20 protein-coding genes are annotated in these 26066 nt (G+C 44.3%); 17 read left to right on the forward strand and 3 right to left on the reverse strand.

All coding sequences use genetic code 11. The features are described 5' to 3' along the window. The first annotated feature begins 847 nt into the window (after positions 1-847). From thrS to rnr, 4 genes are all read left to right on the forward strand, one after another. A complete protein-coding gene (gene thrS, locus IP485_RS13390; RefSeq protein ID WP_198327730.1) occupies positions 848-2782 on the forward strand; it encodes a threonine--tRNA ligase in 1935 nt (644 codons plus the stop codon). A gap of 23 nt (positions 2783-2805) precedes the next feature. Then, on the forward strand, positions 2806-3309 hold the full coding sequence (infC, locus tag IP485_RS13395) for a translation initiation factor IF-3 (protein ID WP_194363269.1): 504 nt from the start codon (positions 2806-2808) through the stop codon (positions 3307-3309). 308 nt (positions 3310-3617) lie between these two features. Then, positions 3618-4862, forward strand: a complete 1245-nt coding sequence (locus tag IP485_RS13400) for a toxic anion resistance protein (RefSeq protein WP_198327731.1) — start codon at positions 3618-3620, stop codon at positions 4860-4862. Between the two features lie 138 nt (positions 4863-5000). Next, positions 5001-7277 carry a ribonuclease R gene (rnr, locus tag IP485_RS13405; protein WP_198327732.1) on the forward strand — a complete coding sequence of 759 codons (2277 nt, stop codon included), beginning with the start codon at positions 5001-5003 and terminating at the stop codon, positions 7275-7277. A gap of 85 nt (positions 7278-7362) precedes the next feature. Here rnr and IP485_RS13410 read toward each other — a convergent pair whose 3' ends face one another. From IP485_RS13410 to hisA, 3 genes are all read right to left on the reverse strand, one after another. After that, positions 7363-7662: a hypothetical protein gene (locus IP485_RS13410; RefSeq protein ID WP_198327733.1), complete on the reverse strand. Its 300-nt coding sequence runs from the start codon at positions 7660-7662 to the stop codon at positions 7363-7365. Positions 7663-7743: 81 nt separating this feature from the next. After that, positions 7744-9372, reverse strand: a complete 1629-nt coding sequence (locus IP485_RS13415) for a mechanosensitive ion channel family protein (protein WP_198327734.1) — start codon at positions 9370-9372, stop codon at positions 7744-7746. 75 nt (positions 9373-9447) lie between these two features. Continuing rightward, positions 9448-10188, reverse strand: coding sequence for a 1-(5-phosphoribosyl)-5-[(5-phosphoribosylamino)methylideneamino]imidazole-4-carboxamide isomerase (gene hisA, locus IP485_RS13420; protein ID WP_197174948.1), 741 nt, complete (start codon positions 10186-10188; stop codon positions 9448-9450). Positions 10189-11265: 1077 nt separating this feature from the next. Between hisA and IP485_RS13425 the strand changes: the two genes are divergently transcribed. The 13 genes from IP485_RS13425 to IP485_RS13485 all read left to right on the forward strand — a co-directional run bounded on the left by IP485_RS13425 (position 11266) and on the right by IP485_RS13485 (position 25950). Continuing rightward, entirely contained in the window at positions 11266-12618 is a 1353-nt protein-coding gene (locus IP485_RS13425) for a Na(+)-translocating NADH-quinone reductase subunit A (RefSeq protein WP_198327735.1), read from the forward strand. 5 nt (positions 12619-12623) lie between these two features. Then, positions 12624-13859 carry an NADH:ubiquinone reductase (Na(+)-transporting) subunit B gene (locus tag IP485_RS13430; RefSeq protein ID WP_194196322.1) on the forward strand — a complete coding sequence of 412 codons (1236 nt, stop codon included), beginning with the start codon at positions 12624-12626 and terminating at the stop codon, positions 13857-13859. Continuing rightward, the gene (locus IP485_RS13435; protein ID WP_198327736.1) at positions 13840-14742 is read left to right on the forward strand and encodes a Na(+)-translocating NADH-quinone reductase subunit C; all 903 of its coding nucleotides are present in this window, start codon (positions 13840-13842) and stop codon (positions 14740-14742) included. Before IP485_RS13430 ends, IP485_RS13435 begins: the two co-directional genes overlap by 20 nt. A gap of 1 nt (position 14743) precedes the next feature. After that, positions 14744-15415, forward strand: a complete 672-nt coding sequence (locus IP485_RS13440) for an NADH:ubiquinone reductase (Na(+)-transporting) subunit D (RefSeq protein WP_198327737.1) — start codon at positions 14744-14746, stop codon at positions 15413-15415. Next, the gene (gene nqrE / locus IP485_RS13445; protein WP_011281361.1) at positions 15415-16023 is read left to right on the forward strand and encodes an NADH:ubiquinone reductase (Na(+)-transporting) subunit E; all 609 of its coding nucleotides are present in this window, start codon (positions 15415-15417) and stop codon (positions 16021-16023) included. The genes IP485_RS13440 and nqrE overlap by 1 nt, the downstream gene beginning before the upstream one ends. A 122-nt stretch (positions 16024-16145) precedes the next feature. Beyond that, the gene (gene nqrF / locus IP485_RS13450; protein ID WP_198327738.1) at positions 16146-17381 is read left to right on the forward strand and encodes an NADH:ubiquinone reductase (Na(+)-transporting) subunit F; all 1236 of its coding nucleotides are present in this window, start codon (positions 16146-16148) and stop codon (positions 17379-17381) included. Positions 17382-17547: 166 nt separating this feature from the next. After that, on the forward strand, positions 17548-18348 hold the full coding sequence (locus tag IP485_RS13455) for an SDR family oxidoreductase (protein WP_198327739.1): 801 nt from the start codon (positions 17548-17550) through the stop codon (positions 18346-18348). A gap of 124 nt (positions 18349-18472) precedes the next feature. Beyond that, positions 18473-19603, forward strand: a complete 1131-nt coding sequence (locus tag IP485_RS13460; protein ID WP_198327740.1) for an FAD:protein FMN transferase — start codon at positions 18473-18475, stop codon at positions 19601-19603. Positions 19604-19748: 145 nt separating this feature from the next. After that, positions 19749-19994, forward strand: coding sequence for a (Na+)-NQR maturation NqrM (gene nqrM, locus IP485_RS13465; protein WP_194363280.1), 246 nt, complete (start codon positions 19749-19751; stop codon positions 19992-19994). 398 nt (positions 19995-20392) lie between these two features. Then, entirely contained in the window at positions 20393-21625 is a 1233-nt protein-coding gene (locus tag IP485_RS13470) for a CynX/NimT family MFS transporter (RefSeq protein ID WP_198327741.1), read from the forward strand. 137 nt (positions 21626-21762) lie between these two features. Next, complete coding sequence (locus IP485_RS13475; protein ID WP_413787035.1) at positions 21763-22617, forward strand: arylesterase; 855 nt, start codon at positions 21763-21765, stop codon at positions 22615-22617. After that, a complete protein-coding gene (locus IP485_RS13480) occupies positions 22614-23342 on the forward strand; it encodes an ABC transporter ATP-binding protein (protein ID WP_198327743.1) in 729 nt (242 codons plus the stop codon). The genes IP485_RS13475 and IP485_RS13480 overlap by 4 nt, the downstream gene beginning before the upstream one ends. Positions 23343-23376: 34 nt before the next feature. Beyond that, the gene (locus IP485_RS13485; protein WP_198327744.1) at positions 23377-25950 is read left to right on the forward strand and encodes an ABC transporter permease; all 2574 of its coding nucleotides are present in this window, start codon (positions 23377-23379) and stop codon (positions 25948-25950) included. Positions 25951-26066 lie beyond the last annotated feature (116 nt).

A 26066-nucleotide genomic window follows, 5' to 3' on the forward strand; every position in this document is an offset into this window, starting at 1 on the left:
GTATATCTCTTGCTGTTTAGTCTCAATCCCTCGCGGGTCAAGCTATCTAGCGAGCCGACTATCTTATCATAATGATTAGGTTTGTCAAGCTGTTTTATAATTTGTCTCAACTCGGTAATCTAAGTAATAAGTTTGTTAACTTACTGCCTAGCTTCCTTTGCTGTGGGGCGTATTATAGACGGTTTAAAGTCTGAGTCAATACCTTTATCAAAGATTTATTGATTAGTTTGATCGCCTACATAATACTGCATTAGTTTCAATGGGTTAGGTTTTAATTGCTCTCGATAGGTCAAAAGGATGGCTAGGAATATGTTTTGAGTGACTTCTTTTTAACCATGGAGTGCCATTTACTATCTTTGAAGTATCTTTTACCTACCACCTACTCTGGGTGTGTTCCTACTTATTCATTTAATATTGATATTCCTATAAAAAGCACTATATATGGGAAGTAATTCACAGAGCTTTGCAAACACTCTATATTGAAATGTCCAAAACCGCTTTCATAGTCTATATTTATATTACAGTTCATGTCTTATTTGAGCCTAATGCTCTATCCCTTGATATCTAGTGTTGATAGATGGTCTTTGCTATAATAGTCAGTTGACTGCATTATTTTATTTTTGCTAATCGTTTATTATTAATTTGATGACGAGACATTATCTATTGTATAGGCATTGGGCAAACACACTTGAACAACCCATTAGTTCTGCACTATATAGTAGCAAGCAACTTATAAAATAATGCATACCTCCCACAATGAACAGATGTACTTGATGCGGTCTCACGGTTATATGATTGATGGTTGCAATCATCACTGCCAACGGACCCAATAATAGGTGAATAGATTATGGTAGCGATTACTTTACCCGATGGCAGCTTAAAAGACTTCGAAGGTAATACAACAGTCATGGAAGTGGCGCAAAGTATTGGAGCGGGGCTTGCTAAGGCGACCGTTGCTGGACGTGTAAACGGTCATCTCGTCGATGCTCATGATCCTATCATCGCTGATGCTAAAGTCGAAATCATTACCCCAAAAGATGATGACGGTGTCGATATCATTCGTCACTCATGTGCGCATCTGTTAGGTCATGCCGTCAAGCAGCTGTACCCTGATGTGAAGATGGTCATCGGTCCAGTAATCGAAGACGGCTTTTATTACGACATTTTCAGTGAGACGCCGTTTACGCCTGATCATATGGAAGCGATTGAAAAGCGCATGATGGCGCTGATCAAGCAAGATTATGACGTTATCAAAAAAATGACGCCACGTGCTGAAGCGATTGAGATATTTGAGTCACGTAATGAGGACTATAAGCTAAAGCTTATCAATGATATGCCAGGTGAAGAAGCATTTGGCTTGTATCATCATCAAGAATATGTCGATATGTGCCGTGGCCCACACGTGCCAAACACACGATTCCTAAAAGTGTTCAAACTGACTAAAATGTCAGGTGCTTATTGGCGCGGCGATGCGAAAAACGAGCAGTTGCAGCGTATTTATGGTACTGCTTGGGCAGACAAAAAGCAGCTAAAAGCTTATATTCAGCGTATTGAAGAAGCAGAAAAACGTGACCATCGCAAAATTGGTAAAGCGCTAAATCTGTTTCATATGCAAGAGCAAGCTCCTGGTATGGTGTTCTGGCATGCAAATGGTTGGACAATTTATCAAGTACTTGAGCAATATATGCGTAAAGTGCAACATGATAATGGCTATGAAGAAATTAAAACACCACAAATCGTCGATCGTAGCTTGTGGGAGCGTTCTGGACATTGGGGCAACTATGCAACCAATATGTTCACGACCTCTAGTGAAAACCGTGATTATGCTGTAAAACCGATGAACTGCCCTTGTCACGTACAAGTCTTTAATCAAGGCCTAAAGTCTTACCGTGATTTACCATTGCGTATGGCAGAATTTGGTTCTTGTCATCGTAACGAGCCATCAGGTTCGCTACATGGCTTGATGCGTGTACGTGGTTTCACTCAAGATGATGCCCATATATTCTGTACTCAAGCACAGATTCAGCAAGAAGTGGCTGACTTTATTAAGCTAACCCTTGCTGTCTATGAAGATTTTGGCTTTGATAATATTATTATGAAACTCTCTACCCGCCCTGAAAAGCGTGTTGGTAGTGATGAGTCTTGGGACTTCGCCGAAAAAGCTTTATCAGATGCCCTTGATAGTTCAGGGCTAGACTGGGATTATCTGCCTGGTGAAGGTGCATTCTATGGTCCAAAGATTGAATTCAGTCTAAAAGATTCGTTAGGACGCGTGTGGCAGTGCGGTACAATTCAGGTAGATCCAAACATGCCTGAGCGCCTCGATGCAGAGTTCGTCAACGAACAAAACGATCGCGAAATCCCTATCATGTTGCACCGTGCAATCTTGGGTTCGTTTGAGCGTTTTATCGGTATCTTAATTGAAAACTATGCCGGTTGGATGCCAGTATGGCTAGCACCGCAGCAAGTTGTGGTCATGAATATCACAGATAAACAAGCAGATGCTTGCGAAAATGTGGTCCGTGAGCTCAAAAATGCAGGTTTGCGCGCCAATAGTGACTTGCGTAACGAAAAGATTGGATTTAAGATACGAGAGAAAACATTAGAACGTATTCCCTATATGCTAGTATTAGGGGATAAAGAAGTCGAATCGGGCAGCGTCAATGTCCGAACGCGTGAAGGTGAAAACCTTGGCGTGATGAGTGTTTCTGAATTTATTACATTAGTACAGACCGCTGTCAGTAAAAAAGGCCGACAGACCCCAAAAACAGATGAGGAGTAATACCTATTAAACAGTCGAACCGTTTGAACATCAACGAAGATATCAGTGCCAAAGAAGTCCGTCTCGTTAAAGAAGATGGCGAACAAATGGGCGTGGTCGATATCGCAACCGCGATGAAAGCGGCACGTGAAGACAGTCTTGATTTGGTTGAATTAGTTCCTGAAGCTAAGCCGCCAGTATGTAAGATCATGGATTATAAGCATTTCCTCTATGATCAAAAGCAAAAGGCAAAAGAAGCTAAGAAAAACCAAAAACAGACTCAGCTCAAAGAGATGAAGCTACGTCCTAGTACCGAAGAGGCCGATTATCAGGTTAAACTGAGAAAAATCGTGAGCTTTTTGGAAGATCAAGACAAAGTTAAAATTAGTATCCGTTTCCGCGGACGTGAAATGGCGCACCAAGAAATCGGTCGCAAACAACTTGATCGTATCATCGAAGACACCGCTGACATCTCAAACGTCGAACAGTATCCTAAGATGGAAGGTCGTCAGATGGGTATGCTGCTTGGACCAACCAAAAAGAAATAATCGATTTTTAAGGTTATTTTGAGCGCACACTGTCAACTGACATAGATATTTATCACTATGACCATCAATATGCTGCGGGATATTGATGGTTTTTTATTATCCACGTAGATAGTTATCCTAACGCTGTGTCCTCACTCAGATATATTTGGCTGACGCTATTTTACAAATCCTGCCTTCTCAACTTTCAGATTACACGGTAATCTAAAGATCTATTTATTTTACTTACTCATATTCTAATTGTTGAAAAAACACCGTATCGCTAAAATATCATACGCATCCTAAACATCCTAAACATCAGAGGAAATTTCATGCAAGAATTGACCCCACCAGAAGATGCGAGAACGCCTAGTATCTCTTTGACTGCGCCTGAACCTGTCAAAGAAATTCAAAAAAGTGAAGCAGATCAGATGGTCAAGTTGGATGAAAGCCAAATTCCAGAGCTGGATGCCAAAGTCGATGCTTTTGTCGACCATGTGATTACCAACTCTGTGCATAGCGACGAGTTTCGACAGAACGTACAGTCTATTCATAATTTGGGTACGAAAGAGATTCGTGAATCAGCGCAAGTCTCTAACCGGATGCTCGATTTGCCTGCAAAAAGTCTCAATGACAGTTTGTTTGACAACTCCCCTATTGCAAAGTCATTGACTGAATTGCGCGGTATCGTAGAAGATTTAGATCCAAGTAAAAAAGAGCTAACCAGTTCGCGCAAACTATTCGGTCTCATCCCGTTTGGTAATAAAGTACAAGACTACTTTCGCCAATATGAATCAGCACAATCGCATATCAATGCCGTGGTCACCAGTCTTTATAATGGTAAAGACGAATTGCTCAAAGACAATGCAATGATTGAGCAAGAAAAAGTCAATATGTGGGAGCTGATGCAGTCGATTCGCCAATATATCTATATCGGTAAAAAGATCGATGAGCAGTTAGAGCAAAAGGTCTACTCAATAGAAGCGACCGATCCTGAAAAAGCACGCGTCATTAAAGAAGAGATGCTGTTTTATGTTCGTCAAAAAAACACGGATTTCTTGACCCAGTTAGCAGTGAATATACAAGGTTATTTGGCGCTTGATACCATTCGCCGTAATAATCTAGAGTTGATCAAAGGTGTCGATCGTGCCACCACGACGACCGTGTCGGCACTACGTACAGCTGTCGTCGTCGCGCAAGCCATGACCAACCAAAAACTGGTTCTTGATCAAATTACTGCATTGAATAAAACCACGAGTAGCTTGATTGAATCAACCTCAGCCATGCTAAAGCGCCAGTCAAGTGAGATTCATGAGCAAGCGACCAGCAGTAGCATTGAGCTTGACAAGCTTCAAAATGCCTTTAACAATGTCTATGACACCATGGATATGATTAGTAATTATAAAATTGAAGCACTAGAAAACATGAAACAAACGGTCAATACACTGACCACTGAAGTCGATAAAGCACAAAAATACTTGGATAAATCAAATCAAACCACGGTACTAGAAGTCTCAAAAGAGCTAGATAGTAAGAAAATCACCAATCAATCTAGTGGTGTTGATATCAATATTTGATTTGTCCCTATAGCGGTTGCTAAAAATGGACCGCTTCCTGCTACCGAATGCACATAAGACAATTGACGCAAGATATTGCAACGTCGTTCGTGTTAAGATAGCTCCTATTAATAATGTTAAAAATAGATACGGTAATTTATGAGTTGGAATGATCCAAACGCCTCAAGTGAGGCAAAAAAATACGACAATCCTATCCCTAGTCGCGAGCTGATACTCAGCACGATTAATGAGCATGGGGAAGTCACACATCAACAGTTGGCAAAAGCCTTCAATATTGATGATCCTGACCAATTTGATGCTTTGGGCAATCGCCTAAAAGCCATGGCACGCGATGGTCAAGTGAATCGCGACGGCCGTCCCTATCGCTACCGTACTGTGACTAAGCAAGATATTGTCACTGGTATGGTATCTGCACATCCAAAAGGCTTCGGTTTTGTTGTTTTGAGCGATATGCCAGACTTGTTTTTGCACGAAAAGCAAATGCGCTGGGTATTCAATGGTGACACAGTAGCCGCTGTCGGTACGTCAACAGACAACCGTGGCCGTACAGAAGGTCGCATCGTTGATGTCGTCGAACGTCGCCAAAATAACTTCATCGGTACGCTGGCTCGTGACGAGGATGGCTACTGCGTCGAGCTTGGTAGTCCGAATAATCATCAGCCGATTACGGTCACTGATGACAATGTAGAGGCACTAAATATTAAGCAAGGTGCACCTGTCAAAGTCGATATCATTGATTGGCCAAATCAGCATGAGTTTGCCACTGGTAAGATTACCGAAGTATTGTCTGATGACAATGATCGCGAGCTGATCATTGAGACCACGCTACTTAACTATGACATCCCATCAGACTTTAGTGAAGCCACACTTAAACAAGCTGACGGCTATCAAGAACCCACTGAAGCAGACATAAAAGGTCGCACAGACTTACGTCACCTGCCCCTTGTCACTATTGATGGCGAAGATGCCCGTGACTTTGATGATGCTGTATTTGCTGAAAAACGCTCTGGCGGTAATTACCGTGTGGTAGTGGCCATTGCTGATGTCAGCTATTATGTGACACCAAACTCAGCACTTGACCAAGATGCCTACGAGCGTGGTACCTCAGTATATTTCCCGCATCGCGTGATTCCGATGCTGCCTGAAGTGCTCTCTAACGGTCTATGCTCATTGAATCCTGATCTTGACCGCCTATGCATGGTTGCTGATATTAAAATATCACGCGCCGGTAAGGTCACAGGGTACGAGTTCTATCCGTCAGTGATGCATTCGCAAGCACGCTTAACCTATAATCAAGTAAACGATTATCTTGTGAATCCGAATGACAAAAGACTGCCGAAATCATTAACGGGTAATAAAGACGTCAAAAAATCTGTCGACACGTTACATCAGCTTTATGAGCTATTGGTTAAAAAACGTGAAGAACGTCATGCGATGGAATTTGAAACCGTTGAGACGTATATCAAGTTCAATGAAAAAGGTGGCATTGAGGCTATCCTACCGCGTACTCGTGGTGATTCTCAGAAGCTCATCGAAGAATGCATGTTGCTTGCCAATACTTGTGCGGCAAACTTTGCGCTCAAGCATGAACTGCCAGTCTTGTATCGTAACCATGATAAGCCTGATGGTGAAAAGTCGATGCGTATTCATGAATATGCGAAGAACTTTGGCTTACCATTCCCAGAAGAGAATCCAACGCAAGCGGATTATCAGCGCATTATTGAAGCGACTAAAGACAGACCAGATGCGATCAGTATTCATAGCATGTTATTGCGTTCGATGATGCAAGCCAACTATGCACCTGACAATATTGGTCACTTTGGCTTGGCATATGACGAATATAGCCACTTTACATCGCCTATTCGCCGTTATCCTGATTTGATGCTGCATCGTGCGATTAAAGCAAAAGTAACCAATAGCTCACAGCCTGTTATGGAGTTTTCTCTTGAAGGTGCTGGTACGCAAACATCAGACACAGAACGCCGTGCAGAAAAAGCGTCGCGTTTTGTAGAGTCATGGCTCAAATGTCATTACATGAAAGATCATGTCGGTGAAGAGTTCGAAGGTGTTGTCACCACGGTCACTAGCTTTGGTTTGTTTGTGACCTTGGCTGACCTATACATCGACGGTTTGGTACACATCTCGAATGTTGGTGATGACTTCTTTGTTTATGATGAGCAGCAACAACAGCTTATTGGCAAGGACAAGGGTACCGTATTTGGACTTGGTGATTCAGTTAAAGTGAAGGTCGCTGGTGTCAATATGGACTTGCTGCAGATTGACTTTGATTTAAAAGCCAAACTGCAGTCTAGCGCCATGAATCAGACGAAAAAAGACCAACCTAAGAAAGAGCAAGCGAAAAAGAGTCCTACGAAAAGAAATAACAATCGTAGAAGTGCCAGTAAAAAAAGTTAAGTTTGGACTGAGCTATTAACTAAAAAAGGCTAACGTTATCGTTAGCCTTTTTTTTGCTTTTTTCAACTACAGGCTAGGCAATCCATTATTGCGTACTGCTGATTTGATCCATGCGCTCTTGTTCAGCTTGCTGTGCTTGATCGATTTTGCTAGTGGCACTATCTACTATGGCTTTGGGCTGCTGACCCAGTGGCTGGCTGGTGATATCTGTTAAGCTACCGCTAGTATCTGGCTCAGGGGCTACCGTTACTGTAGATGATTCAGGAGCGGTACTGCTAACCATCGCTTCTCTGTTTTGCTCACGACTATTACCATTGATGATATTAAAACCAAGCAGTGACACGATACCAATCACTGCAAATATAATTAAATGTTTCATTTCCATAAAAAGCTCCGTATTTGATAAAACCTCAAATATAGATTTTGTTGCACTTTTTATGCCTAATTTAACATGTGTCTGATACTACTACTCTTGTGGACTATTACTGTTCAGTAAATCGGTATCATCTGAGCTTTGTGCAATCTCTTGCTCGACTTTTTCCATCAGCTTGTCATTAGGACGAGCGTCGAGAACATCATCTGCATTACGACCTTGTAAAATCACTTTGGCTCGTGCCTTCGCTTGCTTTTTATCTTGATCATCAGTATGACTGTCATCATTCTGATGTTTGACTGTAGGTTCAGGAGTGCTCGTTGTCACTGTCATATCAGATTCAACATTTCTCGCACTGCCCTGCATCGTCTCAAAAGCTTTTTCTAGTTTATTATTAAAACGTAAGCGATAAATAGGTTCAGGCAGACTAAAGCCCTCATTCTCTAGAGCATGTTTGGTCTCACGAATGGCGATACTGCGTGCTTTAGCAAAGTCTGTCTGAGATTGATCGACCCAAGTTTGAAACTCCAAAACAATATTAGAGTCGCCTACATTGGTAATGACGGCAATCGCTTTTGGCTCATCCAAAACAAAATCTAGCGTATGTATCGCATCTAGACCCACTTTGATAGCAGCCAATGGATCATCGTTGGCATCGACACCTAACTCAAAAGTGAAGCGACGCTCAGGGTTTTTGGTGTAATTGAGGATAGTACCCTTAAAAACTTCAGAATTGGGAATACGTAGCTGGTTGCCGTCTAACGTCATTAGTATCGTCGCGCGTGAGGTTAAGCGGACAACTATCCCTTCTTGCCCGTTAATCACAATATGATCACGGGCACGAAAAGGCTGACGAATACTGAGCATTAGGGATGCGATATAATTTTCAATGGTATCTTTGACCGCAAAACCAACTGCAATACCAATGACACCAGCACCGCCAAGCAATGTGCTTAAAATAGTCTCTGCCCCTATCAGACTCAGCGCTAGAATCAGACCAAAAATAATAAAGATGACTTTGACCGTTTGCGACAGCAGCTCAGCGACGAAAGGGTTAGGCGTCAGGCGTTGCCACATTTTTTTGCGTCTAGACAACCAGCTACCAAACCATGTCACTAAGGCAAATATAATGATACCGACTAGCAGTAGTGGTAATGCCTTTACTAGATTTGCTACCTGTGCTTTTAGGCCTTGATAAACCGTCGAGACATTCTCTTGAACATCTAACGTACGATTTATTTTATCTTCTACAGTAACCACGTCAGTTAGGCGATTGGTTAAATTAATGGCTTGCTGGGCTTTTTTCTCGTTAGCCGTTTCTCCCGTTAGGGTGACTACTCCTTGGGTGACGCTAATATTAATAGCTTGTAAGCCTTCGATTTCTGAGAAAATACCAGTGATACGCTGACGAATGTCATTGTCTTTTTGCGGTGTGGGTGTGGTTTCAATTTGGGCATTATTGGTGCTTTCGCCACTGATAACTGGTGGCGGGGCAGGTGTCGGTATTGAGGTGGCGGGTGCTGATGCTTCGCTGTCTGTAGTGATAGCGCTATCAGGTTCTGGCGCCTCTGAACTCTCTATACCTAACGCTGCTGTAATACCAGAAAGCTCTTCTCCAGCAGCATAGGCTGGCCACGTACAAAGGATGCTTAGTAGCAATACCATTTGACCCAAGGCTGTTATAACACAGCGTATCATTGAACGGTCAAAGTAAGTGGCCATAAGCATCCTTTGCTTTTTTTACTAAATTTTATTGCTAATCTTTATGACTGATTGTTATAAATAAGCTTTTACTGCTTATTTACGATCTAGATAAATCTGCGCCTCAGTTAAGCTTAGCGTACCTTCATATATAGCACGGCCAGTGATGATACCCTCGATACAATCGCCATAAGGCTTTAATAGCTCAATATCTTTCATATCGGTTACGCCGCCCGATGCAATCACTGGTAGGCCGCCTTCACGCGCTAGGTTTACAGTCTGCTCGACGTTGACGCCTTGCATCATGCCATCACGGGCAATATCAGTATAAACGATAGAGGAGACACCCACATCAGCGAAACGCTTGGCGAGCTCAGTTGCCTTGGTATCTGTGACATTTGCCCAACCATGGGTAGCAACCATACCGTCTTTGGCATCGATACCGACGATGATATGACCACCAAACTCGCGGCAAGCTTCAGCGACAAAATTAGGATCTTCAACGGCCTTTGTACCGATGATGATGTATGTCAGCCCTGCGGTAATATATTGCTCAATGGTATTCATATTGCGCACACCGCCGCCTAATTGAATAGGCAGATTCGGATAAGCCTTGGCAATATCATTGACCACTTGTCTATGTACTGGCACGCCATCAAAAGCACCATTCAAATCGACCAAATGTAGTCGACGTGCGCCTTCATCGACCCAACGCGCTGCTACTGCTACTGGATCATCAGAGAATACCGTATCATCTTCCATACGGCCTTGTTTTAAACGTACACATTTACCATCTTTTAAATCAATCGCCGGGATAATAACAGGCACAGCACACATATAGCATTCCTTATAAAGCAAAATAATAGTAATAACTTTGGTTAATTACATTTTTGAAAATGAAACAATCGTTAAGCGTTACACAATAATAAAAAGCGCCACCATAAAGCGATTTGGGCGATACATGGCTTAAAAACCTGCCCATAGGTAGATGAAAAATAATAGAAATCAGACAATCATAACCATAAGTTTTAGTGCGTAGATGCACCACCAACATTCGTTAAATTCTATTACTGACTGGCAATTTTAGGTCAATTTAGCGTATAATCCTAGGTAAATTTTATTTGTTTCTGTGTGATAGTAGTTATGTGAAGCAACGATGTATTATGGTTTTATTCAGTCATCACGACTGGTTAATACGACATGATGATTAGAATGGATCAAGCAATGGCTTAGTGTGACTGTATAAGATTGGCCAATATATTGCTAAGCAGGGCTAGTTACGGTTTTCAACCATCAGCTCTTAGACCTTCAATCCTACCGTATTAAACTCGACCAAATACCTCATAAATCTCTATCATTAGCCAGTCAAATTAAAACAGTTATGACCATATCTACAGCGGCTTATAATGAGTAACTCTGACCTATAACCCGCTGAGATAGTTTGTCTTTTAACCAGTGTATCATCTACCTCTATAGATCGTTAGTTGACCACCGCTTTGAGCCATTGAGTGTCTTCAATAGCACTGATAAGGCAGATATGGTCAATGATACTGGTGTTGCAAGTTTTAAATTTCAATGAAACGTATGATAAGACTGTCTGTTTATAAAGAGTTCTCTTGAGCCACAAGCTTTGGTGATTGATTTTAATAAGATGGTTTTGGCATACACCTTGGTAGCCAGACGCCACTTTGGTAATTCGAATAAGACATTAACGTGTTGTTAAGGAGTCTAAGGTCAGCGTTAATGCTCTTACTAGTAGTTATGATCATGCCATACCGTTGAAAAGATTTTGTCACTATTTCACTATGGAAATAGGAAGTCATTCTCTTTTTTGATAGATATAGCTGCTCATACTATCGATATACCACACAGGATGTCTGGTATCGTTTTAGACTATGGACTAAGTTTTCGCTTATGATTACCATCAAAAAAGGTTTGGATTTGCCCATCACTGGTGAACCCTCCCGCGAGATATCTGAGCACCAACCGACACATGTAGCCCTTGTTGGCTATGACTATGTAGGCATGAAGCCCACAATGAATGTCAAAGAAGGTGACGTCGTAGCAAAAGGTCAGCCCGTTTTTGAAGACAAAAAACGTGCTGGCGTTATCTATACGGCACCTGCTGCTGGCAAAGTCGTCGCGATCAAACGTGGCGACCGTCGAGTGTTCGAAAGTCTTGTGATTGCGGTTGACCCAAATGGTGAAGAAGTAGACTTCGAGCGCTATGACTCACAGCAGCTTGCTGACCTAGACTCTGAAGTCGTTGAAACCCAATTGGTTGCCTCTGGTGAATGGACCGCGTTTCGTACGCGCCCCTTTAGCCGCGCGCCAGAACTTGGTGCTCGTCCACATGCCATCTTTGTCACAGCAACGGATACCAATCCATTAGCCTTTGACCCGATGCTTGTGATCAATGAGCAGCTGCAAGCATTCAATGATGGACTTGCCGTACTCTCTACGCTTAGTCCAAAGACCTTTGTCTGCCACCATGGTGAGACTCAGTTGACCCCTGTGGCAAAAACTGCTGTCAATAATACCACTGAATATCACGGTTTTTCTGGTAAGCATCCAGCAGGTCTGGCAGGTACGCACATTCATTTCTTACACCCAATCATGCGTGGCGTAAGTGTCTGGACGATTGGCTATCAAGACGTGATTGCAATCGGTAAGCTATTTACCACTGGCCGTCTATACACACCTCGCTTGATTAGCTTAGCAGGCCCTTCTGTCAGTAACCCACACTTAGTTATGACTGAACGCGGTGCTGATATTACTGCCTTGACTAAAGGTCGGCTAGCAGCTGGCGAGAACCGTATCATTTCAGGTTCGGTATTATCTGGTCGCAAAGTGTTTAGCAATATTGCCTATATTGGTCGTTTTCATAATCAGATCAGTGTGCTGACGGAAGGTCATGAGCGCCCAGCGTTCCACTTCTTTACGCCAGGTAAAAACCGCTTCTCAAAGCTGCCTATCTATATCTCTCAGTTTTTTGGTGGCAAAAAGTACAACTTTACCACCACGAGTAATGGCTCACCGCGAGCGATGGTGCCAATTGGTGTCTATGAAGAAGTCATGCCACAAGACTATCTGCCAACCCAACTACTACGTGCTTTGATTGTCGAAGACATGTTGGTCGCTGTTGATTTAGGCGTACTTGAGTTGGATGAAGAAGATTTGGCACTATGCACCTTTGTATCTCCTGGCAAATATGAATTCGGTGATATCTTGCGTGATAACTTAACGCGCATCGAACTGGAGGGCTAACCACGATGAAATTTTTACACAATATGTTCGATCGTATGGAGCCATCTTTTACCAAAGGCGGCAAACACGAAAAATACTATGCCATCTTTGAGATGTTTGATACGTTTTTGCGTCAACCAGACTCAACCACATACGCGTCATCACACGTACGCGACGGGATTGATCTAAAGCGCATTATGATTACTGTATGGCTATGTACTTTCCCAGCGATGTTTTGGGGTATGTACAATATCGGTCATCAAGCGCTAACGGCGGTTGCTCAGCTTGGCTTGCAGCCTGAAGGCTGGCGTACGGTTATCACTAGCATGGCAGGCTATAACCCAGACAGTGTCTGGGCAAGTTTTGTCTACGGTGCCATGCAGTTCCTACCTATTTACCTTGTGACGTTTGCCGTTGGTATTCTCTGTGAGATTATCTTTGCCGTGGTACGCGGGCATGAAGTCAACGAAGGCTTCTTTGTGACCTCGGTACTATTTGCACTATGTCTACCACCAGATATTCCTTTATGGCAAGTTGCCTTGGGTATTATCTTTGGTGTGGTCGTAGCCAAAGAAGTATTCGGTGGTACAGGTAAAAACTTCCTTAACCCTGCCCTATCGGGTCGTGCATTCCTATACTTTGCTTATCCAGCCTATATGTCTGGTGACTCTGTATGGACAGCGGTTGATGGTTTCTCAGGAGCAACGCCTCTCGGTCTTGCTGCACTTGGTGTCTCTCCTCAAGATTTCGTCGATGTCTATGGTAATGCGATTACGTGGAGTGATGCATTCTTCGGTAACATGCAAGGCAGTATCGGTGAAGTATCAACACTAGCAATCTTAATGGGTGCCGTTGTTCTACTATGGACGCGTATTGCCTCATGGCGCATCATGGCAGGTTGTGTGGTTGGTCTTGTGGCTACCTCGCTTATCTTCAACATGATTGGCTCTAAAGACAACATGATGATGAACTTGCCATTCTATTGGCACTTAGTCATCGGTGGTTTCGCCTTCGGTGCGGTGTTTATGGCAACCGATCCAGTCTCAGCTGCACATACCAATAAAGGCCGCTGGGCTTATGGTATCTTGATTGGTTTTATGACGGTATTGATTCGTGTCATCAACCCAGCTTTTCCAGAAGGCATCATGCTGGCTATTCTATTCGCCAACTTATTTGCGCCATTGTTTGATTATTTTGTGACCCAAGCAAACATCAAACGCCAAACAGCTCGGAGGGTTCGTTATGTCCAAGCCCAAAAGTAATAATGCGAAAACCATTAGTGTGGCATTGACGCTATGCTTGGTGTGTTCAGTATTGGTCTCAGCCGTTGCGGTTGGCCTAAAGCCAGCTCAGCTTGAAAACGCGCGTTTAGATCGTAACAAAAACATCTTAGTTGCGGCCGACATGTACGATGCTGAGTCTGACACACAAGACGATGTTGCCGAACGTTTCAAAGACTTTGATATCGAGATTATTGACTTAAACAAAGGCAACTATGTCGATGATGCAACGCTAGCAGACGCGGGTATCCCTGATCGCAATGCTTATGACGCTAGTCAAGCGACTAAGAACCAAGCATTGAGTGACGACCTAGGCAACGATGATCCTGCGGGTATCGGTCGTAAGCCTAAATATGCCAAAGTCTATGTCAAAAAAGACGATGCTGGTCAACCTGAAGTGGTCGTATTGCCTATTCAAGGTTACGGACTATGGGGCACTATCTATGGTTTCTTGACGCTTGAAAGCGACATGAATACTATTAAAGGTATCAGCTTCTATGAGCATAAAGAAACCCCAGGTTTGGGTGCTCGTATCGAAGAGCCAGAGTGGCGTGCCAAGTGGACCGGCATCCAATCTTATGATGAGAATGGTAACGTTGCCACTGGTGTAACCAAAGCAGGTAATCCAAAAGACAACTGGGTTGATGGTATCAGTGGTGCGACATTGACTAGCCGCGGCGTCAGTAACATGATTCAGTTTTGGTTAGGCGAGCAAGGTTATAAGCCTTATCTAGATATGCTGCGCAAAGAGGGTGGTCAGACAGTTGATACTGCAGAAACACAAGCAAATCAATCAAAGCAAACCGCTCAACCTAAAACCGAACTGGCAGCCAAACTACCAGTAGCAAACGGCAAGGAGGCTTAACATGGCTGACACTAAAAGTATTTTAACCTCGCCTGTCTTTGATAATAACCCTATTGCCCTACAGATCTTAGGTATCTGTTCGGCACTAGCGGTTACCACAAGCATGGCAAATGCCATGGTTATGTGTGTAGCATTGACACTGGTAACGGCATTTTCGAGCTTTTTTATCTCGATTATTCGTAAACAGATTCCATCAAGTATTCGTATCATCGTACAGATGACCATCATTGCCTCATTGGTTATCTTGGTCGATCAGGTCCTAAAAGCCGTCGCTTATGATGTGAGTAAAGGCTTGTCAGTTTTCGTTGGTCTGATTATCACGAACTGTATCGTGATGGGTCGTGCTGAAGCATTTGCTATGAGCAACCCACCTGTACCAAGCTTTTTAGATGGTATTGGTAATGGTCTTGGCTACTCTGCGGTACTGCTATTCGTCGCCACTATCCGTGAGCTATTAGGCGCAGGTACTTGGTTCGGTATCACTATTCTACAACCAGTGACTGACGGCGGTTGGTACATACCAAACGGCCTATTATTGTTGCCACCGTCAGCATTCTTTATTATTGCTTTGTTCATTGTCATCATCCGTATTTGGAAACCAGAACAGGTTGAAGAAGCTGAGTTTGTAATGAAGCCGCAGTCTAAAGGCATGGCACATGGAGGCGGTCACTAATGGGACATTATGTTAGTTTATTTATAACCTCAGTCTTTATTGAGAATATGGCACTTGCCTACTTCTTAGGTATGTGTACTTTCTTGGCAGTATCCAAGAAAGTTTCAACCGCTATTGGTCTTGGTGTTGCTGTCGTCGTCGTCATGGCGATTACGGTTCCATTAAACAACTTACTATTCCAGTTCATCCTAAAAGATGGGGCACTGGCATGGGCAGGTTTCCCCGATATCGACTTGAGCTTTTTAGGCTTGCTCAGTTATATTGGTTTGATTGCAGCCACCGTACAGATTTTAGAGATGTTCTTGGATAAGTTTGTGCCAAGTCTCTATAACGCGCTTGGGGTATTCTTACCACTAATCACTGTAAACTGTGCCATCTTAGGTGGTGTACTATTTATGGTTGAGCGTGACTATAACTTTGGTGAATCTGTTGTCTATGGTGTGGGTGCAGGCTTCGGTTGGGCACTTGCTATTACTGCATTGGCAGGTATCCGTGAAAAACTAAAATACTCAGATATTCCAGCACCGCTGCGTGGTCTCGGTATCACTTTTATCACGGTTGGTCTTATGTCGCTCGGCTTTATGTCGTTCGGTGGTATGTCCATTTAAACCGCTAAGCTTAAGACTTTAGTTAGCTATTTGACCTATTTAATTCATTTATTCGGTAGAGGTTCGGCTACAGCATAGATTATGCTACCGCACCCCTACCCCATAGATTAAGGATACCTACCATGGATTACGCTACGGCGATTGGTGGCGTTGCTATGTTTACCTTGATCATCATGGGCCTTGTCGCTATTATTTTGGCGGCGCGCTCAAGACTGGTCAGTTCAGGCGATGTTACTATCCATATCAATGATAATTCCGATAATGACGTGGTGACACCAGCGGGCGGTAAACTACTGCAAACACTTGCGAGCGAAGGTATTTTCTTATCTTCAGCATGTGGTGGCGGTGGTACTTGCGCGCAGTGTCGTTGCCGCGTTATCGAAGGCGGCGGATCTATTCTGCCGACCGAAGAAGGCTATTTTACTCAAGGTGAGATTCGCAATCACATGCGTCTGGCTTGTCAGGTAGCCGTCAAGCAAGACATGAAAATTGAGATTGATCCTGAATTCTTTGATGTGCAAAAATGGGAATGTGAAGTTATCTCTAACGATAACGTTGCCACTTTCATTAAAGAATTGGTACTTAAAATTCCAGAAGGCGAAGAAGTAAACTTCCGCGCTGGTGGTTATGTACAGCTAGAAGCGCCACCGCATGAAGTGCATTACAAAGACTTTGTGGTTGATGAAGAGTACCGCGAAGATTGGGAAAAATTCGGTATCTTCAACTATGTATCAAAAGTTGATGAACCAGTGATTCGTGCTTACTCTATGGCTAACTACCCAGAAGAGCGCGGCCTGATTAAGTTTAATATCCGTATCGCTTCTCCACCGCCACGTGGCGGCGAGGGTATCCCGCCAGGCAAGATGTCTTCATGGGTATTTAGTCTAGTCCCTGGTGACAAAGTGACGGTTTCAGGTCCTTATGGTGAATTCTTTGCCAAGAAAACTGAAGCTGAAATGATCTTTGTCGGTGGTGGTGCTGGTATGGCGCCAATGCGCTCACATATCTTTGATCAGCTCAAACGCTTGAACACTGATCGTAAGATTAGCTTCTGGTACGGTGCTCGTTCTATTCGTGAGATGTTCTATGTTGAAGACTATGACCAGCTAGAAGAAGAGTTTGATAACTTTGAGTGGCATGTCGCACTGTCTGACCCATTACCAGAAGATAACTGGGAAGGTCCAACAGGCTTCATCCATAATGTATTGCTCGAAAACTATCTGAAAAATCATCCGAACCCAGAAGATTGTGAATACTACATGTGTGGGCCACCGATGATGAATGCTGCCGTCATCGACATGCTGCACAGCATGGGCGTTGAAGACGAAAACATCATGCTTGATGACTTTGGTGGTTAATCAAAGTATTGAACTGACAAACATATATAAAGAGAGTCTCAATTGAGGCTCTTTTTTTTGTATTTTTTCTAGATACAATCGTGGTTGTTGAGACTACAAATCTAATTAGTAGACTGGCTTTATTATCCTATATGATGAACTATCTAACCATTAAGTAAGGATGCTTATGAAAACGAAATACAAAGATCTCACCATTTGGATTACAGGTGCCTCTAGCGGTATTGGAGAAGCCCTTGCCATTGCCTTTGCTAAAAAAGGTGCTAGGATTATTTTAAGCGGACGCGATCAGGAAAGATTAGACACGGTCAAACAAAGCTGCAAGCGTGCTAGCACACATATTGTCATTCCCTTTGATATCAGTGATGCCAGTCAAGCAAAATCTGCTTATGAGATGGCGATAGCGCAAGTAGGAAAGATCGATTGGCTGATTAACAATGCCGGTATCAGTCAACGCGCGCTCATCATGGATACTGATGAAGAGGTCGAGCGTCAAATCATGGAGATAGATTACTTTGCCCAGACTCGCCTGACACGATTGGTGCTGCCAGATATGATCACGCAAGGTGGCGGCAAAGTGGTTATGGTGTCTAGCGTAGCTGGTCTGTTAGGGACTCAGTATCGCGGCGCGTATGGTGCTGCCAAAGCGGCGCTGCATATGTGGGCAAACAGCTTGCGGGCGGAGTTACATAATCAAGGGATAGAGGTTGCGACGATATTTCCAGGATTTATCCAGACTAATGTTTCTATCAATGCCTTAACAGGTGATGGTAGCGCACAAGGTACGATGGATGATGCCACCCAGAAAGGGTTGACTGCGGCAGAGTTCGCCAAACAAGTTGTGAAGGCGCTCACAAAAGGTGAAGAATACATCATCGTCGCTGGCAAAAAAGAAAAGCTGGCAACCCGAGTCAACCGTGTGTCACCGCCTAAACTCTATAAGCTGATTCGTGAATCACAGGTGACCTAATGTTGGTCATTAACCAAATTGTCACTTAACGTTGTCATCATGGGTACTTTTGGGTTTAAGGGGTGTAAAATAAGCAAAGCTTGTTTTACACCCCTTCTCATTTTTGCACCATACTGACTATATTATGAAAAATACGATACCGCGCTCACTTCCCGAAAAAACCACCAAAAACGCTTTGTTTGGCACTGTTAGTCTTGCCAGCCTCGTAAGCCTCAGCGCTTGTCAACAAACACCAGATTATGACTATCTGATTGGTGAGACCATGGGTACAAGCTATCACATTAGCTATCAGCTACCTGAAGATGCAGATGAAGCCGCCATCAAAGCCTCAATCGATGAGCGTCTAAAACAAATCAATGACAGCATGTCGACTTATCAAAGCGATTCAACCATATCCAAGTTCAATCAACTGGGCAAAGACACACCTATCACCATCGATGCAGATTTTAGTCGCGTGCTCGACGTCTCACGCATCGTCTATGAACAATCTGGCGGTGCTTTTGATCCGACTGTGATGCCATTGGTAGAAACGTGGGGCTTTGGCAGCACCATGACCGTTGACCGCTTACAAAGTCCGCCAACCGCATTAGAGATTGCCCAAGCAAAAGCATTGGTCGATTTTGAGAGTGTCGTACAAAAAGATAAAACCGTTTATAAAACCAAAGACGGTGTCGGTCTTGATTTCTCAGCAGTTGCCAAAGGCTATGGCGTCGATGTCATCGCGGATGTATTGAGAGATGACTATAAAATTCGCAATTATATGGTTGAGATTGGTGGAGAGATTTCGACTTCTGGTGTGAACAACCAACAGCAGCCATGGCAAATTGCGATTGATGCGCCTATCGAAGGCAGTACGGTCAGCGAGCGCCAAAGTATCTCTGCGATTCGCCAACCAAAAAACACAGCGACCCAAATGCATCTGGCAACCTCTGGTAACTATCGCAATTCCGTTATATTTAACGGCAAACGCTATAGCCATACCATTGACCCGACCACTGGAGAGCCTATCGCAGGCGGCGCGCCCTCAGTCACGGTTGCAGCGGATTCCGTCGCATTGGCTGATGCTTGGGCCACTGCACTCACTGCTATGCCCTATCACAAAGCAGTGGAGGTCGCTAAAGCACAAAATCTAGCAGCTATGTTTGTCGTGTTGACTGATCGTGCAAAAGCCGATGGCTCTGATGATAGTATCGATGACTGGCAAGTGATACAAACCCCTGCTATGCAAGCATTGCGTGCCGATAAAAAACCTTAGCAACGTTATAGATCTGAAACAAGAGAGTACGATAACGTACAACGAGCGATACCAAAATTTGCTATACTAACCTATCGTTGTTATCGGAGACAGAGTGCTGTTTTTCGTCTCAACTGTCCCACTTTTAAAAAACGAGGTTTCCTCTATGCTTAGCCAATTGCTTCCCATGCTTGCCATTACCTTTACCGTCTTTGTCCTATTTTTTATCTTTATGGGTGTCGGTTATATGGTCAAAAAAAAGCCGCTTAGAGGATCTTGTGGTGGTGTCGCTAAACTGATGGGCAACGAAAAATGCTCATACTGCGGCGATGATCCTAACAAATGCGACTCTATTATTTCTGAACAACAAGAAAATGCATTGAGAGCTGCGCAGTTGGGCAAGCCTGTATAAGACTGTCACAGGTTACCGGACACAGATAGTATTTAGCTAACATCTGTTCTTATAATAGCGCCAAGTCGTCCGAAGATGACTTGGCGCTATTTTATTGCCGAAAGCCTTTATGATCGCCTATCGTAGTCAGCGTTTGAAGTAATTGCCGTACATTAGAGTGTCCGTATATTAGATTGCACTCTCACTATCTGCTCAATCATGTCATGCTAATTAATAGCAAAAATATGAGAAGATACTTTCATGAAAAACTCTTCAAATGTTCTCTAGTTTATCTAGGCTAACGGCTAGTCTCTTGTTACACTCTCTATGATGTTCTTTGATAGGTGTTGTTTGATAAGCGGCGATACGTCGGCGATGTTGAATAACGTGTCTTTTTTCGCTGTTATCGTTGTATTGCTATGTCTACCTCATCTAATCTATCCTCTTCATCCAGTTTGCCCTCCTCACGTTTTACCTTTTGGCTAGTGCTGTGTGCCATCATACTGCTCGCGACCAATATGCGAGCGCCTATCGTGGCGCTTGGCTCTATTGCCCCAGTAGTGCAAGAAGCCCTCGATATCTCCGAGTTTCAAATTGGCTGGCTAGGCGCAGTTCCTATGCTAACGTTTGCGATTGGGGCGCTCATCTCTCCAACCATTGGCAAACGATTCGGACTGGAAAATACGCTGATTGCGATGATTGGACTATTAACCCTAGGGATGATTGTTCGTACGGTTATCCCTACTTGGTCTGGGTTTTTAATCGGGACATTACTGCTAACCTTGGCCATCGGCTTTGCCAATACACTAGCCTCCCCTGTTATCAAGCAGCGCACACCCAAACATATCCCGTTAATAACGGGACTTTTTAGTTTGACGATGACTGTCACGGCAGGCATCGTCGCAGGCGTGGTACTGCCACTGTCTGAACAAGTGGGCTGGCAATGGGCACTGGGTGGATGGTCGCTATTGGGCATTTTTGCGATCGTTATTTGGCTGTTTTTACGGGTGCGTTTAGGTTCTTCAAACCATCAAGCGATTGTGCCCTCTATATCGAATACCTCTGATATATCGATGTGGCGTACGCCTTTTGCGTGGCAGATAGCTGTGTTTATGGGACTGCAGTCCTTGTTGTTTTATACCGTCGCCAGTTTTTTGCCATCTATTTGGGTCAGTAAAGGTTTGTCTGTAGTAAGTGCTGGGCAAATGAATTCCGTGTTTCAGTTTATGGCACCCGTCTCTATTTTGAGCCTCACATGGCTCATCAACCGTGGTCGCCCGATCCAAGCGCTCGCGGTGTTTGCTGCGGTGCTCAATGTGATTGGGGTGTTGGGTGTCAGCTATCTATCGACTGATTTGGCATGGCTCTGGTCAGGAATGATGGGCATGGGCTGTGCGGCGATTTTTACCTTGAGCATGATGCTGTTCTCATTGCGAACCTACACTACCAATCAAGCCAGTGAGCTGTCTGGTATGGCGCAAGCCGTTGGCTATGTCATTGCGTTTTTTGGGCCATTGGGCACCGGTTGGCTCCATGAAACAACGAGCAGCTGGAGCATACCGCTTCTTATTCTGCTAATACTGATGATGCTAAATGTGGTGATTGCTTGGCTCATCAGTCGTCCGGTCATGGTCGATGGCAAATATATTTAACGCTAAAAAAGCTTTAATTTTAACAAAGCTTTGATTGCTAAAGCGCAATAAAACGACCCTTACATTAACCGTAGGGCAATACTGGTCTTCGTCTTATTTTGCTACACTGGCTCAATTGCATATAGGACAGAATAATTATTATGAAAGTATCTTCTCATTTCTCTAGACACTTGCCAGCGGTGGCGATGCTAACCATGGCATTGGTTATCAGTGGTTGCCAAAAAGACGCTGAACCAACTGACGCCACTGATTCACAAAATACCAGTTCGCAAAGCACTGATGCGTCAATCGCTAATACTCAAACTGACACCAGTGAAGTCATGGCTGACACGCCAGTACCCGCTGACCAACAAATCAATTCGCCACTGACGATATTAGCGCTTGGTGACTCACTGACTGAAGGGCTGGGGGTCGATAGTGATGCCAACTATCCTGCGCAATTAGAAGCTAGCTTAAAAGAGTTGGGCTATACCAATGCCAAAGTCATCAACTCAGGCTTGAGTGGTGAAACCAGTACTGGCCTAGTCAATCGTCTAGACTGGGTAGCACAGACCAAACCTGACATTACCATTTTGACAATTGGTGCCAATGACGCGATGCGCGGCTTAGATGTGGCTACTATTGAAAAAAATATCCGTACTGCGGTTAAGACTCTACAAGACAATGGTAGTCACGTTATCTTGGGTGGTATGTCAATCTATGACAATCTAGGTAATGACTATGTGTCCGCGTTTTCAGACATCTACCCTCGTGTGGCAAAAGACATGAATGTACCACTGATACCTTTCTTTTTAGAAGGTGTGGGCGGTGACCCTGAGCTGAATCAAGCCGATGCGATTCATCCGACCAAGGAAGGCTATCAGATTATCGTCAAAGACAATATTTTGCCTATCTTAAAGCCTGAGATCGAAAAATTGAAAGCCAGCAATAGCACTAATACGACAGCGCTAAACAATACGACAAACAACACGCCAACTGAGACCACGCAATGACATCATCACCTTCAGCTGACACAGTGACGACGCCTACCACTACATCAAAAGCATTACTGACCGCCTCGCATTTAAACAAAACCGTACAAGTCGGTGAACAAACCCTATCCATTATTAAAGACGTGAACGTTCATATTAATGCGGGCGAGTTTGTGGTCATCATGGGCAAGTCTGGCTCTGGTAAATCGACGTTATTGGGATTGCTAGCAGCACTCGACTACCCTGATAGTGGAACGGTTGAGCTGGCAGGACAAATGCTCAGCAGCCTTGATGAAGATGCACTCGCAGCTATACGTCAGCGTGACATGGGTTTTGTTTTTCAGTCATTTCATCTACTGCCAACGCTAACCGTGGCAGAAAACATTGCCTTTCCGCTAGATATTGCACGGCAGCCAAACTCTGCACGAGTCGATGAGTTAATCGAAGCTGTTGGACTCGGCCATAGACGTGATAGCTTGCCCAATCAATTATCAGGTGGTGAGCAGCAACGTACTGCTGTCGCTCGCGCATTGGTCTCGCATCCAAAAATCGTATTCGCTGATGAACCTACGGGTAACTTGGATGAACAAAACGCCGACCAAGTTATGCAGCTATTGTTAGATTTACGACAAAAAGTCGGTTCGGCATTGGTCGTCGTGACCCATGATCCTGCACTGGCGGAAATGGCAGATCGAGTCATCACCATGCATGATGGCATGATAGATGGATCAGCTGCCAATGGATAAGCCTTCTATAGACACCAATGGCAATGCTAACGATATGAATCAAAGCAAAAGTAACAATCCCTTCACTGCCCGCACTTTAGGTGCGAAAGCATTGTCTCGCAGTTGGTGGCGACGCTGGGTATATCCCCTGCTATTTCTACTCACATTGATGCTATCGCTTGCCACTTACCTGACGTTGGACTCTATCCAACAGTCGGTGGATACCTATGTCAATGACAATCAGCTGGCGCTCGTCGGTGGTGACTTAATACTAGAAAGTAATCAAGCATGGCCTGAGGAAGTCTTGGCGCAAGTCCAGACATTGCCTGATAGCCAAACGGTTTATGATTATCAATTCAATGCTATGTTGGTCGCAGCAGACCAAACGCTGTTGGCTCGTATCAAAGGCGTCACGGCTGCTTATCCTTTATACGGTGAGGTTGAACTGGCATCAGGCAAACCCTTGTCTGAGCAGCTGAGTGCGACAAACGTGGTGGTCGCACCTGAAGTCCTGAGAAGTCTAAACGTGTCGATTGGTGACAGTATCAATATTGGTGAGGGAACATTTACCATCAGTGATGAGCTCGTCAAAGAGCCAGATCGTCCACTAACGGCCTTTGGCTTTGGTGGTCGCGTCATGATGCAACAGGACGCCTTAGAAGCGACCAATCTAATCGGTCAGCGCAGCCGAGTCAGTTATCAAATCGAGATGGCAGGCACGCCAGAAGTTATTGCCACTCAGCGTGAGCAGCTGACACAGATGCTGGTGAATTATCCTGAGATTGAGCTGTCTGACCCTACCTCAGAGGAGACGTCTGTCTCACGTATCTCTGATAATGTATTGATGTTCCTTAAGCTATTAGTCATTGCCGTTCTATTATTATCTGCGGTTGCCATGTATGGGGTCATCACCGCGTTTGTGACCAAGCAGCAATCCAACGATGCTATACGCATGGCGCTGGGTGAGACCAATCGTTCGATTAAGCGTAGCTATTACTGGCTGCTATTAATCATGTCTGTCTTGGCCTGCGTCGCTGCCGTATCGCTAAGCCTTGTATTACTCAAGATTGGTCAGCCGTATCTGACAGCTATTTTACCGCCAGATTTAGGATTGGCCATTAACCCGATTAGTATCTTCAAAACGATCGTCATCGCCCTTGTCATGACGCTACTGATTACCCAGCGCAGTCTGCGTGCGCTTGATGGCACGAAACCTGCGGCACTGCTCAATCAAAGCACTGGTCAATCATCAAAGCGTTTGCCTTGGCAGCAGCGGATACCATTGTTACGCTATGGTTTATTATTCATCGGGCTGTATGCGTTCCTTGCTTATGAAGTGCAATCTTTAGCGCTGGGCGCACAGATACTGGTCGGATTGATTGTATTCATTGCGATATTTTGGGCATTGGCACGCGGTTGGCTCTGGTTGCTGGCTCGCATTGCCACTGGTAGAAAAATCAGCTGGATGCAACGTATTGCCATTCATAACTTGGCGCGTAAAGGCAATCAGTCAGCGTTGTTCTTTGTGACATTGTCATTATCCGTTGCGGTGTTGACGCTTATCACGTCGATCAATCACAGTATCAATGAGCAGTTTATCAATGCGTATCCTGAAGATGCGCCGAATCTGTTTTTGTTAGATGTGCAGACCGAGCAGCACGATAAGATAGACAGTATTCTCAAAGAACCTGTCACGTATTATCCAGTGATTCGTGCGCGTATCGGTACGGCCAATGGTGTCGAACCTAAAGATATCGACGCGCCTGAAGGCGAAGACGACCCTACTCGGGTGTTCAATCTAAGTTATTCCGATACGGTCATGGACACAGAGTTTATTACTGAGTCGCTGACTGACGATGCGCTCTATACGCCCATTGAAAATCAAGATGCGAGTGCCTCTGCGATTTCGCAAGTGCAGCCCTTGTCTATTTTGGACACGGCAGCCGAGATGCTAAATGTCGGCATGGGCGATCAAATCAGCTTTAATATTCAAGGTATCGAGTTGGTTGGAGAGATTACCAGTATTCGCTCGCGTTTCGAGCGTGGCCCGAGTCCATTTTTCTACTTCTTGTTTGAGCCTGAAATACTGGCTAGCGCACCACAAATTCAATTTGCGACGGCGCATGTCTCTGCCGATGATATTCCTGATCTGCAAGGTGAGCTGGTACGCGAATTCCCAGCGGTGACCAGTATTGACGGTACGATTATCGCGGAGCAAGTCCAAGGGTTGGTCGCGCAGATGAGCCGCTTGGTGTATATCTTTACCTTGCTTGCCTTGCTTACGGGCATCATGGTGCTCATCAGCTCGCTACTCTCTACGTCACAAGATCGCATGAAAGAGAGTGCTTCGTTTAGACTATTGGGTATGCAAAAGCGTGATTTGTATATGCTCAATATCTTAGAGCTGGGTGTTCTTGGGATTAGTGCAGCGACATTTGCGGTGATTATCGCCATTGGCGGTGCGTGGCTGGCGGTTACTCAATGGTTTAATCTACGCTTTAGTGTGCCGTGGACAAACTTAGGACTTGGCGGTATTGCGCTAGTTGTTTTGCTGTTTGCCATTGCCATTATCTATGTGAGATTGGTGATTGGACGCGGGATTATGGCACGGGTAAGGGCGATGGTTTAAGCGTATTCAATGGTAGCTTTATACGAAAAAACCCCTTAATGAACTGAACCCCATAAGTTGGACACAACTTCTGGGGTATTTTTATGCGTTACGATCTAGACTTTAAGCTCAAAGTG

Source organism: Psychrobacter sp. NG27 (genome assembly GCF_016106655.1).
Taxonomy (GTDB): Bacteria; Pseudomonadota; Gammaproteobacteria; order Pseudomonadales; family Moraxellaceae; genus Psychrobacter.

Excerpts from the sequence above, each read along its gene's own strand:
- thrS (WP_198327730.1), top strand. The coding sequence starts at position 848 with ATGGTAGCGATTACTTTACCCGATGGCAGCTTAAAAGACTTCGAAGGT.
- IP485_RS13400 (WP_198327731.1), top strand. The coding sequence starts at position 3,618 with ATGCAAGAATTGACCCCACCAGAAGATGCGAGAACGCCTAGTATCTCT.
- rnr (WP_198327732.1), top strand. The coding sequence starts at position 5,001 with ATGAGTTGGAATGATCCAAACGCCTCAAGTGAGGCAAAAAAATACGAC.
- IP485_RS13410 (WP_198327733.1), bottom strand. The coding sequence starts at position 7,662 with ATGGAAATGAAACATTTAATTATATTTGCAGTGATTGGTATCGTGTCA.
- IP485_RS13415 (WP_198327734.1), bottom strand. The coding sequence starts at position 9,372 with ATGGCCACTTACTTTGACCGTTCAATGATACGCTGTGTTATAACAGCC.
- hisA (WP_197174948.1), bottom strand. The coding sequence starts at position 10,188 with ATGTGTGCTGTGCCTGTTATTATCCCGGCGATTGATTTAAAAGATGGT.
- IP485_RS13425 (WP_198327735.1), top strand. The coding sequence starts at position 11,266 with ATGATTACCATCAAAAAAGGTTTGGATTTGCCCATCACTGGTGAACCC.
- IP485_RS13430 (WP_194196322.1), top strand. The coding sequence starts at position 12,624 with ATGAAATTTTTACACAATATGTTCGATCGTATGGAGCCATCTTTTACC.
- IP485_RS13435 (WP_198327736.1), top strand. The coding sequence starts at position 13,840 with ATGTCCAAGCCCAAAAGTAATAATGCGAAAACCATTAGTGTGGCATTG.
- IP485_RS13440 (WP_198327737.1), top strand. The coding sequence starts at position 14,744 with ATGGCTGACACTAAAAGTATTTTAACCTCGCCTGTCTTTGATAATAAC.
- nqrE (WP_011281361.1), top strand. The coding sequence starts at position 15,415 with ATGGGACATTATGTTAGTTTATTTATAACCTCAGTCTTTATTGAGAAT.
- nqrF (WP_198327738.1), top strand. The coding sequence starts at position 16,146 with ATGGATTACGCTACGGCGATTGGTGGCGTTGCTATGTTTACCTTGATC.
- IP485_RS13455 (WP_198327739.1), top strand. The coding sequence starts at position 17,548 with ATGAAAACGAAATACAAAGATCTCACCATTTGGATTACAGGTGCCTCT.
- IP485_RS13460 (WP_198327740.1), top strand. The coding sequence starts at position 18,473 with ATGAAAAATACGATACCGCGCTCACTTCCCGAAAAAACCACCAAAAAC.
- nqrM (WP_194363280.1), top strand. The coding sequence starts at position 19,749 with ATGCTTAGCCAATTGCTTCCCATGCTTGCCATTACCTTTACCGTCTTT.
- IP485_RS13470 (WP_198327741.1), top strand. The coding sequence starts at position 20,393 with ATGTCTACCTCATCTAATCTATCCTCTTCATCCAGTTTGCCCTCCTCA.
- IP485_RS13480 (WP_198327743.1), top strand. The coding sequence starts at position 22,614 with ATGACATCATCACCTTCAGCTGACACAGTGACGACGCCTACCACTACA.
- IP485_RS13485 (WP_198327744.1), top strand. The coding sequence starts at position 23,377 with ATGAATCAAAGCAAAAGTAACAATCCCTTCACTGCCCGCACTTTAGGT.